The organism is Providencia sp. LY12 (genome assembly GCF_057621555.1).
This window is the reverse complement of sequence record NZ_CM172594.1, coordinates 2,078,868-2,095,098: the sequence shown is the minus strand read 5'-3', so window position 1 is coordinate 2,095,098 and position 16,231 is coordinate 2,078,868. Positions and strand designations below refer to the sequence as shown.

Sequence of the window (16,231 nt, the reverse complement as noted above, 5' to 3'; positions counted from 1 at the left end):
CATTGGAACAAGCAGTTCAACGACTTGCATTGCGATGTAGGTCATTTCCATAATAACTTTCTCTATTTAGATAAATATATTCTAATCTTTTAAAGCAGAAATGAACAACTTAACCCTATATGTTCACTCCGTTACTTCATTATTTTCAGTCAGTTCTTAATGATTATGTGATGCTGCATAGTTGGCAATTGCACGAGAACATGATGGTGCATCATGCACAACCTTCACTTTTTCGGCAAACATCGGATTAGCTGCAAAAAAATCATCCAATCGCTGATCAAAGTGTTTAGCGAAACGCAGTAATTCTAACGTATTCATGAAGGTTTCTTTTGGTCGCACGCCCTTTAATTGCGATATTAAAAAGCGTTTAATGATCCGAAAAGCGCAAACTCGATAAGGAATGTTGAGCCGAATGATTAATGAGCAATCCGCAAAAAAAGGCGCTAAACGCTTGTCATAAGAGCCTTCCATTATCCAGCTTTCTTTAGATTTTATCTCCGAAATCAGTGATTTCATGGTTTCCGGCGAATTTTTAACGTACTCCGTTTGGGTTTTATTCCAATAAATGTCATCGTAGCCATATGCAGTGAGATTAAATTCTTCCGATAACTTCTGAGCGAGCGTTGTTTTTCCTGCTCCCGATATACCAATAATGCAAATTTTCACGCTGCTCCTTAACGTTCTTTATTCTCTAAAACCAATCTATTCTGTAAAAGAAGAAAAACAAAACTTAACAGTTGCATTATTTTAACACTAAAAATGGCTGTCTTTGTTAAAGATAGTGAGCAAACGAAAACCAAACGTAAACAGTAAGATATTTTCTTAATTTAGAGGTGATTTACGCCACTAATTGCCTTATTCTGAACGCATATTTTTGTAGGTTTGTTTATTTTACCTACACTTTGTCATTTATTGGTTCCTATAAATTATGGAGTTCCTCTGATGAAAATTGTTTCCTATAGCACCAAACAGTATGATCGCAAACATATGGAACAGGTCAACCAACAATCAGAGTTTAATTTTAATATTGAATACTTTGATTTTCCATTAACGGTTCAGACAGCTAAAAATGCCGTCGGTGCTGACGCAGTTTGCATTTTCGTTAATGATGAAGCAAACCGTGCTGTGCTGGAAGAGCTCGCGGCTCTCGATGTGCATATTCTCGCGTTACGCTGCGCTGGCTTTAATAATGTTGATTTAGATGCAGCCCATGAGTTGGGAATTCAAGTCGTTCGCGTTCCTGCTTATTCTCCTGAAGCTGTTGCAGAACATGCTGTTGGCATGATGCTATGCTTGAATCGCCGTATTCATCGCGCGTATCAACGTACTCGAGATGCTAACTTTTCTCTCGAAGGCCTAACTGGCTTTAACATGCATAACCGCACTGCGGGCATTATTGGTACAGGTAAAATTGGTCAAGCCACGTTACGAATTTTAAAAGGGTTTGGAATGCGCCTACTGGCTCATGACCCATACCCAAGCCAAGCCGTCCTTGATCTGGGTGCCGAATATGTCGATTTAGACACCTTGTATCGGGAATCCGATGTTATCTCTCTGCACTGTCCTTTAACACCGGAAAACCACCATTTGCTGGATGAAAACGCGTTTAATCGCATGAAATCAGGCGTAATGATCATCAATACCAGCCGTGGAGCTTTAGTCGATTCGGCTGCCGCGATTAATGCGCTCAAATCCCAAAAAATTGGCGCATTAGGTATGGATGTGTATGAGAATGAAAGAGATCTATTCTTTGAAGATAAATCTAATGATGTAATTCAAGATGATATATTCCGCCGATTATCTTCTTGTCATAACGTATTATTTACCGGCCATCAGGCGTTTTTAACCGAAGAAGCCTTAACAAGTATCAGCTTAACAACACTGAGTAATATTCAACAGATCAGTCGTGGCGAAAATTGCCCGAACGTTGTGAAGCCTTAGCTGGATCTCGCATCATGAAAAGATTGATCCCACTAACGCTCTTTGGGTTGTTACTTGCCGCTTGCCAAACCCATCAGGTAAAAGCAGGTAGTAGTCAGCAATCCCTTGAGCAGCAGCTGATGCATCATAATTTTGTCTTAACTGAAGTAGATGGTCAGCGTATTGCCAAAAAACAGACCATACCGTCCATTTCATTCGGTGAAAAAATGTTTGTCTCTGCCTCTATGTGTAATGACTTTAATGGAATGGGTGCAATTAATAATGCAACACTAAAAGTTAAAACATTAAGTAAAACAGAATTAGAGTGCGTAGATGAAGATCTTTCACGATGGGATACCTTAATTAATCGTATGCTGACAAATGGTGCAACAGTAACATTAACCAAAGATCATTTAACGTTGACGCAAGGGCATTATAAACTTGTTTATATTTTGAGTGATTATATGCAGTAATTCTACTTTTATTGCAAGATAAAAAACCGCCATTCTTAATTTGGCGGTTTTTTTATCTGTCCATATTGGTATTACTTAAATATTATTTGGCTTGGCTGAATAACAAATTAATTCCAGTCGCTTTTGATGTGCGGTCCATATAGTCATGAATTGTGGTGCTAAAACCTATTTCTTTCACAATACTTAAGCTACGCAACACAGGGAAGATAATAAAATCATTAATATCTACAAGTGCTTTGTTACGCTTTTCTAGCCATACATCTAATAGATCCATATGCGGCTCTAACTCAATCAACAGCGTGTGCGTTTCTTTACGCAGTACAGATAAATCATCTCCATGAAACTTGCTAACACGCTGGATATACGCGGTTTTAGCCGCTTCCGTCGCTATTTCAGGAAACTCAGATTCAGTAAAACGTGGTGTCACTAATTTAGATACCGTCGACGAAACTGCTTTATACCAACTATCAATTTCAGGGCTAATTTCCCCTGCGGCTAAACGAGGCTCACTTAATCGGTCAATATAGCGCACAATATCTAAACTCTCAGGTAAATAGCTACCATCTTCTTTCTCTAGAATAGGTACCATTTTACGCCCTATCATACGTGTTGGGGTTTCGATATCGTTATCCAACAAAATCACTTCTTCTACCGCAACTTTTTTTAAGCCAAAAATCATTCTGGCGCGAACACAAAATGGACAATGATCATAGATATACAGTTTCATATTACCCTCACACACTCAGTGATAAAGCGAATTAAGTTAACTTAAGTATACTTGATATTTATGCTTAGTGTAGTGCTAAAGAAATTTCTTTTTTATTATTTAATATAATAAATCTAGTTATATTTAATTATAAAAACAAAATAAATAAAATTAATTAAAATTTAATTCAAAAAAAAGTAATAAATTGTATTTTAAATTCCTGATTTTATATTTTAATTTGGAATTAAAATGAATAAATTATAGGATAACAAAAATGAAAACCATCCAAAATCAACTCCAACGTTTCATAATGAATCGGTTTAACCAATCTAATCAACATATTAAACAATTAAGTAACAAATAAGATAAATGTTGATTTTATTAAATAGACAGGTTTAACCGCGTAATTCTAGCGGGATATTCTTATTGTTATTTTAATTCAGAATATTCAAAATGGCACTACAGAAAAAAACGTCGAATTTTTGAATGTGACTATCACAAAATGAAAGACCATCATTGAAAGTTAAATACTTTAATTTGACGTTAATTTTAATTATTAGCTTTTAAACCAGCTTGTAATTTAATATAATATATAGTGAAAACGACTGATAATAACCTTAATAATAAGTTGAGTATGTCATATGGACATTCATAGTGTCATTGGTCTTAGAATAAAAAACCGGAGAAAAGAGCTAGGCTTGTCAGGTGCAAATCTAGCAAATAAGTTACATTTAAGTCAGCAGCAAATATCGCGGTATGAAAATGGTGTTAACAAGATCCCAATTGACCATCTGCTTGATATTGCTGAAATTTTAATGTGTCCTATTGAATGGTTCTTTAACGGTTATAAAAGTGAAATTAATAATAACGATGACCATTCATTCGACATTCCGAATAGAGAATTACAATACGCAGCAGAAAGTGTAATTATTCCATCTAAACATCACGCATAATAATCTTTTTTCGATTATCTAAAAATACCCAGTTAACGCTAATGTAGACCATTAATCTTCATCGATTAAAATTAGCTTTCTGGGTATTTTTTTATTTCTTTTAAAAAATTAAAGCTGCATTATATATAATAAACATCCGACCTCACACCACTGACCAGCATTAATTTTAAAACAAAAAAATCGCATATGTTTTATTAAAAATATGCGATTTCCTATTGAAGTTGAATATGATTTTTAATCGTAAGTGACATTGAAAACTAAGTGTGACCGAACATCACCTGCCGAAATGGCTCTCTCATAAGGAAAATATCGAGCGGTTAAAGGAAAAATCAATAAGTCATCCTGATTATTCACTACCGTACCGACTTTATAACTACGAGTAAAACTTAATGGTGCTTTACTACTTCTTTCTATTACTTGAATACCAACACCCTTTGCACCATTAGTTCCAGCTTCTTCATTTCTTAGTACGCCATTAACATCACTCGCCGACGCATTTCCACGAAAATCAATATTAAATGTAGTTAATCCTGAAGAGGTAATTCCACCGTTACACTCCATGGTAATATCAAAATCAATCTCTCCCACAGGTGCTTGATAAGCGGTCAATTGATTGCGTTTTATCGGTGCGAGTGTCACATTCTGTTCTCGTCCACCATTGATTAAGCAAGATGGCGATACAATTGTGATCGCATTTCCTTGTAGATACGTCCGAATTAATGGATCCGTATTATGTTTGTAACCATATTCGGTGTACTGCCCATTGGCAATTGTGCCAGAACCTGTTTTTCTTGCGGTTTTTATCAATGTTAATGTGAACGTTGAGTTTTCAAGGTATACATTTACACCATTTCGTCCGCCATAAATCGTATGAGTACCGGGATAGAGAATATTGACTTGGTTTCCACCTCGTTCAAATTTCATACCTATTCCTGGAATACTGGATTGATAAACGCCATCACCTAAATGACGCAGACCACCCATCACCACTTCAGCTTGAAGCGTATTCGTTCCATAACATGTTAAATACGATTGATAGCCATTAGTACGCATAGGCCATTGTTTTCTCATAATAACCCCTCCAACAGGAAGGTTTGGATCAACAACAACATTGCCTAAGGTCATATTGAGATCTATGGGTCTTACATTCTTGCGATAACAAACATCTGCATACCCGAAAGCTAATGCATACTGAGTAGTAAGGAGAACACCAGCACCAATTAGCCAGCGCCATTTTTTGATCATTGACATAGACTCTCCTGACTATTTTCCGTCGTTAATGGGAACGAACACTCTCCGCCTTCCCACTTCACTGTCGCAAGTTTAGATTCATTATTACTAATAAAGACTGTCCCACCTTGCCCTACAACACCAATGTAATTCCCTTGAGGATCCAACACATTGGCACCGAATGGCAGCGCTTTACTGTTCGGTCGAACGACGCTATACACTGCGTTTTTCTCAATTTTCGTATCAAAAACAACTTTTACAACGCTACCTTCATACGGTACAACTTGCGCTGTGGTACTGTTAAACACGATATCTTCAGGGCTACCTTTCGGGTCAATGTCGACATTATTAATACGATAAGGGCGAACATAAGGCGCTAACGCATATCCATGGCTATCAATTTTGGTATTCTGAGACCCCATGACAGAAGCCCCTTCGGCCCCCTTCGCTTCTATTAATGCAATCGTTGAAGAGGTATTCGGCGAGAATGTGACTCCACCCTCATGCACCACCATTGATCCATTAGCAGAAGCACCATATTGACGATAACCATTACCTTGGCTGTAGTTAGCATTCGTATTCACAACCGAAGTTTGATATCCCGTATTCAGTGCAAAGTTACTATTACCATGTTCTTCAAACGACGTATTTAAACCATAAGTCCAATTATTATCTGTATCAATTGACCCATTAACTCCCACTTGTGAAGAACCAAATTTATCATTATTAAAGATGGTGTTTGAGGTAATGGCAGCGTAATTGCGATCCCCGAAATAGAGAGGGAAGTTCACATTTAAACTCACACGATCATCTTGCGTTCTTTGCGTATTATCTGAATAGACTCGCATAAATGAGATGCCATACGAAAAGCGTTCAAATTGGTTGTTGTAATTTAATTGATACTGCTTTTCGATACCGCTACGGTTCCAATAACTTGAAATACGTCCAGTGAAATAGAAACTTCCTAAGTCGTACGGTAAATTTTGGTTAATTGTGTAGCTAAAACCGTTTTTCTCACGCCCTAATGAACTATCTATTCCTTTCTTATCCGCATCAATCGTGTAAATCGCATTAGAAAGGCTGTAATAATCTTCTGTTGAATAACGATATGCTGCTAATACAAGGTTTGTGTCAGTATCAGAAAATAACTTGTTAAAAGTAAACCGGTAACTTTGCCCCATATCCGTTTTTTGCTTGAATACCGTTCTTGATTGGGTAATATCGACGGCAACCGCACCAATAACCGTATTCACACCCGCACCTAGCAAATAAGCCTGATAGTCATCAAATGCCGTGATTCCACCATACAGTGTGAACGTGTTATTTAAACCGTGCTGCAAAGTACCTTGCATAATGAACGGTTGGTTACTGATGCCTTTAGCATCTGATTTACCACCTGACAGTTGATAACGGGTATAACCGGGACGTAGTAACTGTGCCATAGACGTGTAAGGCACACTAAAAGAAGATTCACTTCCATCTGCCTCTTTGATAGTCACAACAAGGTCATTACCATAACCAGATGGGTACACATCATTGAGGTTAAATGGCCCAGGGGAAACCGAGGTTTGATAAATAACGACGTCATTTTGTTTGACGGTAACAAGGGCATTACTTTGTGCAACACCTCGAATTTCAGGTACAAAAGAACTCATGCTATCAGGATACATTGTATCGTCAGTGGCAATTTTAGCCCCTAATAAACTGATACTGTCGAACATATCCCCGTCAGTATAAAACTGACCTGCGGTTGCTTTAGATTTCAATCCAACAATAGGACGTTGTAAATAGGTTTGGTTACTATGCCAATTAGCACCCTCTTTACGTTGCCAATTTAAATTTCCAATATGCTTTAATAACCAACCGTCATAGCTTAATCCTGCATTTAATCCGAGATAAGCACTCGCATTATTGTTACCATTTGAGCGACTATCATAATAGTTACTCATATACCCCAGATTCAATGCAGGGACTCCAGTTTCCCAAAATTGTTCAGAGACATAGCCACGAGATGATTTCTGCTCATAAATTTGAGGAACAGAAATATCAACTCGTAATGTTGATGAGTGAAATGTGTCACTAACATCAGGATCACTATTCCACTGAGTTAAAAAAAGACACTCTTTGCTATCGGGTTTCGCCGTTGGGGCAAACTTTTCGACATTAATACCTAAGTCAGATAACAGGGCTGGGGTATAGCAGGTTCCTAACTGTCCATTTTCTTTTGCCACGAAATCAAGGTCGAATCGCCCTTTCCAACTCCCATTGGTATATACATCAACGGAATATTTTCCTGGGCCAATCCCTGTTGTATTAAATCTGTCAAAATCAACGTTTTCTTGGCTACCTATAATGAAACCGCTGTTAAATTCATACGTGGTATCTTCTTCACTCCAAGCATAAAACGACGGTAAAGCACAGACTGTGACTAAACCTGTCACTGAGAGTAAGTTTGTATATTTATTTTTTAACTCTCTCTGCTTCATTCTAAATCCTATTTAACGGTAGTTTTTACCGCTACATCTGAGCCGTAATCGTTGATATTGTTAATAATAATTTTAGTTCCTGACGTCAGTGCTCGCTTGAGTGTCACTGTCGACTGGCTTTTAGGCTCTAAAAAAATTGTTTCATTATTCAATCCGTTAGAACCATCAGTAGAAATTTTTGTAATAGTAATAAAGTATGGCGACGGGTTGCCGATATTAAGTTTGCTGCCATCTGCTTTAACAACGAGTTGCTCAGGAGCAAGCTCTCGACTACCTAGACCTGATGGGCGATAGAAAAATTTAAAACGAGAACGGATAGCCAATTGCAGCACATTTTGATTTTCTTCTGCTTTATTTTTGACCATTGGTGGAATGTCTAACAAATTCAGCCACCATAAGGATTCTCTATCTTGTGGTAAGGCGGATTTATCCATCAGCTTAATGCGGATAGTTTGTCCACCTTTTGCTTCAATTCGGGAAATCGGTGGCGTGAGTTGAAATGGCGTTTTAATCGTATCAGGTGTTTCAGATGCATCACCTGTATCAAGCCATGTCTGGGCCATAGCTGGGCGGTCAGCCGTATTATTTAATTGGATAGTGATTTCTTTCTCATCGCTAGGATAAACAAAACGAGTACCGTTAACGATGATGTTATTTGCAAATGCTGTCACACTCGACAGTAAGCAAAGGCTAAATAGAATGGCTTTCATGTAGGCCTCAAAGCAAAAAGCGGCAGTTAGCCCACCGCTTACTAACTCATGCTTTTATCGAAAATGCCGATAAAAACTGACTGAAAAATTAGTTATAAGTAATTTCGTAAGTCGCGTAGCTTTGGATTTCACCCGCGCTTACAGTGTCAGGAGTTGCTGTTGAGTAACCAACATAGTAAGTGAAACGGGTATTGCTACCGTTTTTCTCACCAACTGCTTTTGGTTGGCTTGCTTGACCTGGGAAAATTTTAGTAGTTTTTTCGCCGTCAGTAGACAGTGCTAATTGGATGTTTTTAGCGCCATTAACAACAGTGTTAGCTAAGCTACCGTTAGTGTTAGCTGCTAAGTTACCACCAGTCCAACGTACGCCTAAGGCTGCAGTATCAGTAACAGGTTTGCCGCTTTGTGCACAATCGCTGATTTCGATAGCGAAAGTTTTTGGTTTTAAAATAGTGTTAGCGCCGCCGTTTTTAACTTCTTGTAAAGAAACAGGTGCTAAATACACAGTTGCATCGCTACCTTGACCATCAACAGAAACGTTACAAGAAACATCCATAACTTTACCGTTAAAGTTAACTTGGCCACCGCCAACTGAAGTTGCTGCATTTGCTGTTGTGAAACCAAGAACTGTTGCTGCGATAGCAGTCAGTAAAACTTTTTTCATTTTCAATTCCTAAGATGAGTTTTTTATTTATTGCTTATACAAATTATTAAGAGGTCTTTTATTCAGTCTTGGGTAACAGCAAAAACAGAGCTCGACCGTATTAAAATACAGCCAGAAGTCAGCATATTTAAAGCTTCTAACAGATCCCTGTGATGCACAAATCAAAAGTAGCTCAGTGCATTCTGTTTTTGACCAACAACTTGTATGACCATCTAATTCGAAGCAAAGAATACATAAAAACTTATGTGTCATTAAATCGTTTTTACCTTAGCTTATTAACATTTTGATAGGTGCAGGCTATTGCAAATGATCTATTAATCGAAATGGTCAATATATTAATTACACTTAATAAGTCATATTTAGAGGCTGAATTGGATGATTGAAAAACAAATACTCAAATTTATAAAATTTAATTTCGATTTTATAAGATATAAAAGATTTTTGTGAATATTTTAAATTTGAGATATAAGTTAAATTTTGTATTTTTATTTACATTTAGACACTTTTTCTAGTCTTTTGATTACAAAATAGAGTCACGCTATACGTGTTAAAAATACGTAATTGATAAATTTTTCTTATTAAAATAACCCATGTTCATATTGAAACATTTGCCAATAAATAAAATTAAATATCGAATTATTATTCCAACCCACAAATTAACTCTCATTGAGAGTAAAAGAATTATCTATAACTTTATTGCGCATTAGGGCAAAGTAAAAAGTTATATAACAACAATTTTTTAGTGACTACCACTACCGTAGAGGGAATAGAAAAAACACAGTAAAGAAGCAGGGAGAATATTTATGATAAAAAATCATAAATACCGCAAGATAATGCTCCTGTCATATAATAAGACTTTGACAATTTAATCTTATTAAGAGTATCAGGGTGTGAGGCTATGTAAGCGGAAATAATCATTTCTGATCTAACAATACTAAATAAGTGGTACTTTTTAACCAAAAACTTGATCTGTATCAAAATTTGGCGAATTTGCGTAATTCAGTGATATATAAGGTTATTTGCCAATAATAACAGTTCGACCAAATTTATAAAAATTGCCTAAAAAATGCATATTAGGAATATTCCTAAAAACGCATTTTGTGAGTTTTTGATTTGTCTTATGTCTTCATTTTGAACAAAAAAGCATTTAAAGCTAAGTGCTAATCGATTTTAACACTACCTATTCTACCCATCTTTTCAGTGAACTAACGTGACAATAACGTTAATAATAGTTCTATTTAGATAACATTGACTCATTAAATTAGCTCTTGAATGACAATATGATATTTGAGTGAAATAAGACAGAAAAAGTATATTATTTCAATATGTTATGAAATATCACTTAAAATCACCATGTGTGTGAATTAGGCTGACTGAATATTATTTAAATATCACTCTACTTTTTATTAAAGAATATTTAACATTTGAACATTACTAAATATAAACCGAGTTTGTTCTCATTTATAAGTAATCTATTTCAATAGGTTCCACAAAGTACAAATATCTTCTTTGTAATAAAAAATCTTGACAGGTGATTAATAGTGATTTTTTTTTGTTCGATTTGTCATTTTTAATCGAATTGATGGCGTTGGATCTAATGAGGGCGTAAGGATAAAAAACCCGCTCAGTGTAAATGAAGCGGGTTTTTAGAAGAGTCGATTAGTGATGCATTATCTGTCGTTTGGTCGGTTCATAATATGATCTTCCCACTCTACCACATCAATTTCTCGTACTGCGATATGGCGAACTGAAATACCTTCATTATGCATTGCAGCTTTTGAACCAGTTTTCAATGGATGCCATGCAGGAAGCGGCTTTCCTTCCATTAACAAACGGTATGCACAGGTACTTGGTAACCAAGCGAATGTTTCCAGATTATCCCGAGTCAGTTTTATGCAATCCGCTTCATATTTGAAACGATCTGCATAATGTCTGCACTGACAGGTTTTAATATTTAACTGGTTGCAAGCCACATTAGTGAAATAGATCTCATCGGTGTCTTCATCCATTAATTTATGCAAGCAGCATTGCCCACATCCATCACAGAGAGATTCCCACTCTTCATCGGTCATTTCATCTAAGGTTTTAACCTGCCAGAAAAACTGAGACATAATACTGCAAAATCCTATACTTAAATGACTCTAGTGGTCAGTGAATTATCATTAATCGTTAGCTTTAACATATCCCCAGAAGCCAATGGTCCCACACCTTCCGGTGTGCCGGTTAAGATAACGTCTCCAGGACGTAGGGTAAAGAAACGGGACATATAGCTAATGAGCGGTAAAACAGGCGTGATCATATCACGGGTCGAGCCAGACTGACGAATCTCGCCGTTGATTTCTAAACTCAGTGACATATTTTGCAGGTCACTGGTACCACTAACGGGAATAAATCCTGAAATTGGACATGAACCATCAAAAGCTTTGCTTTTTTCCCATGGCTGCCCTGCTTTCTTAAATTTCGCCTGTAAATCCCTTAGGGTTAAATCAAGTGCGACTGCATAACCGGCAATTGCACGAGCAACCCTATCTTCATCCGCATTTTTAAGAGGCATACCGATCAAAATCGCCATCTCAACTTCATGGTGAACCGAGCCTAATTCTTTAGGAATAACAATTGGCTGGTTCACATCACACAGTGCAGTTTCCGGTTTAATAAATAAGACAGGTTCTTCAGGTAATGCTGAACCCATTTCTTTAATATGTTTGGCATAGTTGCTGCCCACACAAACTACTTTATTGGCAGGGAAATCTAATAAAGCACCTTGCCAGTCGCGATGTTGATACATATCGGTAACTCCTATTATCGTTATTGTATTTTTGCAGCGATACCATCCGCCATCATACAAACACTTAATGCGAAATAATATGAACGATTCCAATGCATAATCGTGCGGAAGTTTTGGGTCACTAAGAACGTTCGACCTTCAGGGTCATCAGGAATAACCACCCATGTTTTTAAATCTGGCGATAGTCGAGAAAATGCAGGTAATTTAACCCCTAATTTTTCCCACTCCTGAACGGTTTTTCCTTGTTCCGTTTTAACCCCTTCTAAGCTACGGTTAAAATCAGCAGGTAGTGAAACTTGATAGCCCCATGGTAATGCAGATTGCCATCCTTCCGTGGATAAATAGTTGGCAACTGAAGCAAAGACATCGGCTTTGTTATTCCAAATGTCCATTTTGCCGTCACCATCGCCATCTGCGGCATAGGATAAATAAGACGTTGGCATAAATTGGCTCTGCCCCATCGCCCCAGCCCATGAACCTTTCAGTTGCTGATCTTCAGGAATATAACCTTTATCCATGATTTCCAAGGCTGCTAATAATTGCTTACTAAACAGTGCTTCACGACGCCCTTCAAAAGAGAGTGTGGCAAGCGCTGAAATTACATCTTCTTTACCCTGTGAACGACCAAAACCACTTTCGAGTCCCCATAAAGAGACAATGTACTGTGGCGGTACACCATATTTCTGGCTAATTGCGTTCAATACCGCTTGGTTTTCATAGTACTTTTCAACACCCGCATTAATGCGAGATTGTGGTAAGACATTTTTTAAATAGCTGGCTAACGTCACTGTTGCGCGTTTTTCAGGTTGCCCTTTATCCGCTTTTACGACACGTTCAAGGAAATAAATGTTAGCAAAGCCACGATCAATCGTAGACTGTTTGATACCTTGAGCCGCAGCATGTTGTTTCAGCAATTCCACATAGGCAGGAAATTGTGAAGGCTCACGTTGTTCAATTGGAAAAGCTTTATCTAGTGCGATAACTTCTTTCTCAATCGCAGCTTCTTGTGCCGTTGTCAGAATTCGAGTTTCGTTTGCTTGAGTTGCAGCTTTTTGGGTTTGCGGAGCACTGCAACTTGCTAAAAGTACACCAGCGACTAAGGTATATAATAACGTTGGCTTCATTTTTATCCTCCTGACGATAATGGCTTTTTAAGGATCATCCTAAATTGTCTTAGTCGTTTAATTCGCGATATTCAGAAAGTAAATTTTCAACCGGAGGTGGAAATTGCAAGTAGTAGCCAACGTCTTGAAGATCAGCTCGAACTCGCTCAATGTCCGCATTTGCTAGCTTTTCACGTTTATCCAATGAAATTAACATTGAAAACTGTGGTTTGCCAAATTGCTTCAGGAGTTCTTCTGGTACGCGTGAAAAGTCATCTTTCTTTTCGACATATAAATAAGTTTGATCACGGTTCGGGCTTCTATAAATTGCACAAATCATTATATTTAACTCTTTTTCTTGGTTCGTAAGCTTGCTTGAAGTATGCAGTAACTATAACATGCTATTGTTTTACTGAGTATCTTCACCCGAGGATTGTTTCGGAAATTTTAATTTGCTGAGTCTAGATAGATGCCACAATCGCCAATAGAACTTAAAGGCAGCAGTTTTACTCTTTCAGTCATTCACTTACACAGTGAAGAGCCTAAACTCATCAAAAAAGCGCTGCAAGACAAGGTCAATCAGGCTCCTGATTTTCTTAAAAATGCCCCAGTTGTTATTAATGTTGCAGAATTAACTCACCATGCGGATATGTACAGTATCCACAAAGCGATTGTTTCTGCTGGTCTTCGAATTGTGGGCGTCAGCGGTTGTACTGATCCACTGTTAAGACAAAAGATCAATGAAGCGGGCTTGCCAGTGCTTATTGAAGGTAAAAGCAAAAAAGCGCCAGAGCCATCAACGGATGACGTTACTTTTGCAAAATCTGATATTGCCCCACAACCTGCTCCTATCGAATCTGCTTATCGCAAAACCCGTATAATCAATACTCCTGTTCGTTCAGGTCAGCGTATTTATGCGCCAAATAGTGATCTCATCGTCACAAGTAATGTTAGTGCAGGTGCAGAATTATTAGCAGATGGTAATATTCATATCTATGGCGTTATGAGAGGTCGTGCCCTTGCTGGTGCCTCTGGTGATATGGAAAGCCAGATTTATTGTACTCATTTGCAAGCAGAGCTAGTGTCCATTGCAGGCGAGTATTGGTTGAGTGATCAGATACCTACTGAATTTCTCGCCAAAGCAGCTAAACTTTGTTTAGTTGATAACAAACTTAATATTGAATACTTAAATTAGACCTTATTTACAAGGAATTATTCATGGCACGCATAATTGTTGTTACTTCTGGTAAAGGTGGCGTTGGTAAAACCACTTCAAGCGCGGCCATAGCTACCGGCCTAGCTCAAAAAGGGAAGAAAACCGTAGTTATCGATTTCGATATCGGTCTGCGTAACCTTGACCTAATCATGGGGTGTGAACGTCGAGTAGTCTATGACTTCGTTAACGTTATCCAAGGTGATGCAACTCTTAATCAGGCGTTAATCAAAGATAAACGTACTGAAAACCTTTATATTCTTCCTGCATCACAAACTCGTGATAAAGACGCGCTGACTCGCGAAGGTGTTGAAAAAATTCTTGATGAACTCAGCAACGAAATGGCGTTTGACTTTATTATCTGTGACTCTCCTGCCGGTATTGAAAGTGGTGCATTAATGGCACTGTACTTTGCTGATGAAGCCATTATCACAACTAACCCAGAAGTCTCTTCTGTTCGTGACTCAGACCGTATTTTAGGAATTTTATCCTCTAAATCACGCCGTGCAGAACAAGGTCAAGACCCAATTAAAGAACGTTTATTGTTAACCCGCTATAACCCAGGTCGAGTGACTCGTGGTGATATGCTGAGTATGGAAGACGTTTTGGAAATTCTGTGCATTCCATTAGTGGGTGTGATCCCAGAAGATCAGTCTGTTTTACGTTCATCTAACCAAGGTGAACCTGTCATTCTGGACTCTGACTCTGAAGCAGGACAAGCATATAGCGACTGTGTAGAACGTATTTTAGGTGAAGATCGCCCTATGCGTTTCATTGAAGAAGAGAAAAAAGGCTTCTTAAAGCGTCTATTTGGGGGATAAATAATGGCTTTATTGGATTTCTTTCTGTCGAGAAAAAAGACGACAGCAAATATCGCAAAAGAGCGACTGCAGATCATCGTTGCTGAACGTCGCCGCGGTGATAGTGAGCCAGCTTATCTTGCTGATATGAAGCGAGATATTTTGCAAGTTATTTGCAAGTATGTTCAAGTTGACCCAGAAATGTTATCCGTACAATTTGAACAAAAAGATGATGATATTTCTGTTCTCGAATTAAACGTCACCCTTCCTGAAGCGGAAGAAGGTAAAGACGTCAAAGAAGCAAAACCCGCAGAACAGTAATATTGTACAATGCCGCTATATCGCTATATTAAATAACGCCATAGCGGCTTGATTTTGTTGTTGATTTCAGTATTAGTCTAATCTGAAGTTAATTTCTAATGTCATTTTTCTATTCATGCTTTCAGGTGGCTTACCGAGTGGCTTGCAACGCTTAATCGCATCCAATATTGCCTGCTCGAAAAATTGGCTCTTTTCTGAATCCACCACTTTTGCATTGACCAACTCACCTTTCTCTGTGACATCAAACTGAACTTGAATATCCCCTTGCATACGCATTTTGCGTGCTCTTCGCGGGTACTGTTTATGCCTATCAATTTCCCGTTTGATCTGGTCTAAATAGCGCTGTTTGGCATTGATGCTATTTTCACCATCAGAAAAATGGGAGAGATCACCTCGCTGCCCTGCGGCTAAAGAATTTGCTGTGTTTTCTCCTTCTTTAGCTCTTTGGGTTTGCAAATCATCTCGAAGGCTTTCTTTCTTGGTTTTTTCTTCCGGCTTAGCCTTATTTTTTACAGAACTACGTTTTTCAGATTTCACTTCTTTAGGTGTTTTTTCAGCGACGGTATTTGAGGCATTATCTTGCTGGTTACGCTGCTTACTGACCTTGATGTTCGCGTACTCAAATTCCTCAATGGCATTGAGTTCACCACCAGTTACCGATTGGCTTTCTTGGGGGATGCTCACTTGTTGCTCAACTAAAAACTGGGTTAACGCGACGGTCACTACTGGCGAAATTAACGGTGCTGTCATTTTGAATGACAATGAATTGAATGCAAAAAAACAGAAATAAATAATGGTGCCGTGTAATAAGCCAGAAAGCGGTAATCCATAATAAATTCGAAAATAATTCATGGCGATATTCCT

The 16,231-nt window shown here is 38.0% G+C and carries 17 protein-coding genes; 6 read left to right on the top strand and 11 right to left on the bottom strand.

From position 1 onward, the window contains the following. Nucleotides 1–156: 156 nt before the first annotated feature. Nucleotides 157–666, bottom strand: a complete 510-nt coding sequence (locus ACY3ZI_RS09960) for an AAA family ATPase (RefSeq protein WP_487377355.1) — start codon at nt 664–666, stop codon at nt 157–159. 276 nt (nt 667–942) lie between these two features. Here ACY3ZI_RS09960 and ACY3ZI_RS09955 point away from each other — a divergent pair, with 276 nt between their 5' ends. Both ACY3ZI_RS09955 and ACY3ZI_RS09950 read left to right on the top strand, forming a co-directional pair. Beyond that, nucleotides 943–1,941 (top strand): 2-hydroxyacid dehydrogenase, encoded by a 999-nt coding sequence (locus ACY3ZI_RS09955; protein ID WP_036948169.1) that lies wholly within the window; start codon nt 943–945, stop codon nt 1,939–1,941. A 14-nt stretch (nt 1,942–1,955) separates the two neighbouring features. Further along, on the top strand, nt 1,956–2,393 hold the full coding sequence (locus ACY3ZI_RS09950; protein ID WP_211885505.1) for an META domain-containing protein: 438 nt from the start codon (nt 1,956–1,958) through the stop codon (nt 2,391–2,393). An 82-nt stretch (nt 2,394–2,475) separates the two neighbouring features. Here the strand turns inward: ACY3ZI_RS09950 and grxB are convergent, their stop codons facing one another. Continuing rightward, on the bottom strand, nt 2,476–3,120 hold the full coding sequence (grxB, locus tag ACY3ZI_RS09945) for a glutaredoxin 2 (RefSeq protein WP_211885503.1): 645 nt from the start codon (nt 3,118–3,120) through the stop codon (nt 2,476–2,478). Between the two features lie 620 nt (nt 3,121–3,740). On the opposite strand from grxB, the gene ACY3ZI_RS09940 reads away from it, so the two are divergent. Next, on the top strand, nt 3,741–4,052 hold the full coding sequence (locus tag ACY3ZI_RS09940; RefSeq protein WP_132495890.1) for a helix-turn-helix domain-containing protein: 312 nt from the start codon (nt 3,741–3,743) through the stop codon (nt 4,050–4,052). 234 nt (nt 4,053–4,286) lie between these two features. Here ACY3ZI_RS09940 and ACY3ZI_RS09935 read toward each other — a convergent pair whose 3' ends face one another. The 8 genes from ACY3ZI_RS09935 to ACY3ZI_RS09900 form a co-directional block, all read right to left on the bottom strand. Next, nucleotides 4,287–5,303, bottom strand: a complete 1,017-nt coding sequence (locus ACY3ZI_RS09935) for a fimbrial protein (protein ID WP_211885501.1) — start codon at nt 5,301–5,303, stop codon at nt 4,287–4,289. After that, on the bottom strand, nt 5,294–7,768 hold the full coding sequence (locus ACY3ZI_RS09930; RefSeq protein ID WP_487377351.1) for a fimbria/pilus outer membrane usher protein: 2,475 nt from the start codon (nt 7,766–7,768) through the stop codon (nt 5,294–5,296). Before ACY3ZI_RS09930 ends, ACY3ZI_RS09935 begins: the two co-directional genes overlap by 10 nt. Before the next feature lie 8 nt (nt 7,769–7,776). Further along, complete coding sequence (locus ACY3ZI_RS09925; RefSeq protein WP_132495887.1) at nt 7,777–8,478, bottom strand: fimbrial biogenesis chaperone; 702 nt, start codon at nt 8,476–8,478, stop codon at nt 7,777–7,779. Nucleotides 8,479–8,566: 88 nt separating this feature from the next. After that, nucleotides 8,567–9,142 (bottom strand): fimbrial protein, encoded by a 576-nt coding sequence (locus ACY3ZI_RS09920; RefSeq protein ID WP_036948189.1) that lies wholly within the window; start codon nt 9,140–9,142, stop codon nt 8,567–8,569. A gap of 1,670 nt (nt 9,143–10,812) precedes the next feature. Next, complete coding sequence (ycgN, locus tag ACY3ZI_RS09915; RefSeq protein ID WP_196231028.1) at nt 10,813–11,256, bottom strand: cysteine cluster protein YcgN; 444 nt, start codon at nt 11,254–11,256, stop codon at nt 10,813–10,815. Between the two features lie 17 nt (nt 11,257–11,273). Beyond that, nucleotides 11,274–11,930, bottom strand: coding sequence for a fumarylacetoacetate hydrolase family protein (locus ACY3ZI_RS09910; RefSeq protein ID WP_036948193.1), 657 nt, complete (start codon nt 11,928–11,930; stop codon nt 11,274–11,276). A 20-nt stretch (nt 11,931–11,950) separates the two neighbouring features. After that, nucleotides 11,951–13,054 (bottom strand): lytic murein transglycosylase, encoded by a 1,104-nt coding sequence (locus ACY3ZI_RS09905; RefSeq protein ID WP_036948195.1) that lies wholly within the window; start codon nt 13,052–13,054, stop codon nt 11,951–11,953. Nucleotides 13,055–13,103: 49 nt separating this feature from the next. Continuing rightward, nucleotides 13,104–13,373: a YcgL domain-containing protein gene (locus ACY3ZI_RS09900; RefSeq protein WP_036948197.1), complete on the bottom strand. Its 270-nt coding sequence runs from the start codon at nt 13,371–13,373 to the stop codon at nt 13,104–13,106. A 129-nt stretch (nt 13,374–13,502) separates the two neighbouring features. On the opposite strand from ACY3ZI_RS09900, the gene minC reads away from it, so the two are divergent. The 3 genes from minC to minE are packed head-to-tail and all read left to right on the top strand — an operon-like array spanning nt 13,503 to nt 15,367. Beyond that, the gene (minC, locus tag ACY3ZI_RS09895) at nt 13,503–14,228 is read left to right on the top strand and encodes a septum site-determining protein MinC (RefSeq protein ID WP_036948199.1); all 726 of its coding nucleotides are present in this window, start codon (nt 13,503–13,505) and stop codon (nt 14,226–14,228) included. A gap of 23 nt (nt 14,229–14,251) precedes the next feature. Next, a complete protein-coding gene (gene minD / locus ACY3ZI_RS09890; RefSeq protein ID WP_036948201.1) occupies nt 14,252–15,067 on the top strand; it encodes a septum site-determining protein MinD in 816 nt (271 codons plus the stop codon). A 3-nt stretch (nt 15,068–15,070) separates the two neighbouring features. Next, a complete protein-coding gene (minE, locus tag ACY3ZI_RS09885; protein ID WP_036948203.1) occupies nt 15,071–15,367 on the top strand; it encodes a cell division topological specificity factor MinE in 297 nt (98 codons plus the stop codon). Between the two features lie 72 nt (nt 15,368–15,439). On the opposite strand, the gene ACY3ZI_RS09880 is transcribed toward minE, so the two are convergent. Further along, nucleotides 15,440–16,219, bottom strand: a complete 780-nt coding sequence (locus ACY3ZI_RS09880) for an energy transducer TonB (protein ID WP_249215388.1) — start codon at nt 16,217–16,219, stop codon at nt 15,440–15,442. Nucleotides 16,220–16,231 lie beyond the last annotated feature (12 nt).

Coding starts and splice junctions, on each gene's coding strand:
- ACY3ZI_RS09955 (WP_036948169.1), top strand. CDS start 943: ATGAAAATTGTTTCCTATAGCACCAAACAGTATGATCGCAAACATATG.
- ACY3ZI_RS09950 (WP_211885505.1), top strand. CDS start 1,956: ATGAAAAGATTGATCCCACTAACGCTCTTTGGGTTGTTACTTGCCGCT.
- grxB (WP_211885503.1), bottom strand. CDS start 3,120: ATGAAACTGTATATCTATGATCATTGTCCATTTTGTGTTCGCGCCAGA.
- ACY3ZI_RS09940 (WP_132495890.1), top strand. CDS start 3,741: ATGGACATTCATAGTGTCATTGGTCTTAGAATAAAAAACCGGAGAAAA.
- ACY3ZI_RS09935 (WP_211885501.1), bottom strand. CDS start 5,303: ATGTCAATGATCAAAAAATGGCGCTGGCTAATTGGTGCTGGTGTTCTC.
- ACY3ZI_RS09930 (WP_487377351.1), bottom strand. CDS start 7,768: ATGAAGCAGAGAGAGTTAAAAAATAAATATACAAACTTACTCTCAGTG.
- ACY3ZI_RS09925 (WP_132495887.1), bottom strand. CDS start 8,478: ATGAAAGCCATTCTATTTAGCCTTTGCTTACTGTCGAGTGTGACAGCA.
- ACY3ZI_RS09920 (WP_036948189.1), bottom strand. CDS start 9,142: ATGAAAAAAGTTTTACTGACTGCTATCGCAGCAACAGTTCTTGGTTTC.
- ACY3ZI_RS09910 (WP_036948193.1), bottom strand. CDS start 11,930: ATGTATCAACATCGCGACTGGCAAGGTGCTTTATTAGATTTCCCTGCC.
- ACY3ZI_RS09905 (WP_036948195.1), bottom strand. CDS start 13,054: ATGAAGCCAACGTTATTATATACCTTAGTCGCTGGTGTACTTTTAGCA.
- ACY3ZI_RS09900 (WP_036948197.1), bottom strand. CDS start 13,373: ATGATTTGTGCAATTTATAGAAGCCCGAACCGTGATCAAACTTATTTA.
- minC (WP_036948199.1), top strand. CDS start 13,503: ATGCCACAATCGCCAATAGAACTTAAAGGCAGCAGTTTTACTCTTTCA.
- minD (WP_036948201.1), top strand. CDS start 14,252: ATGGCACGCATAATTGTTGTTACTTCTGGTAAAGGTGGCGTTGGTAAA.
- minE (WP_036948203.1), top strand. CDS start 15,071: ATGGCTTTATTGGATTTCTTTCTGTCGAGAAAAAAGACGACAGCAAAT.
- ACY3ZI_RS09880 (WP_249215388.1), bottom strand. CDS start 16,219: ATGAATTATTTTCGAATTTATTATGGATTACCGCTTTCTGGCTTATTA.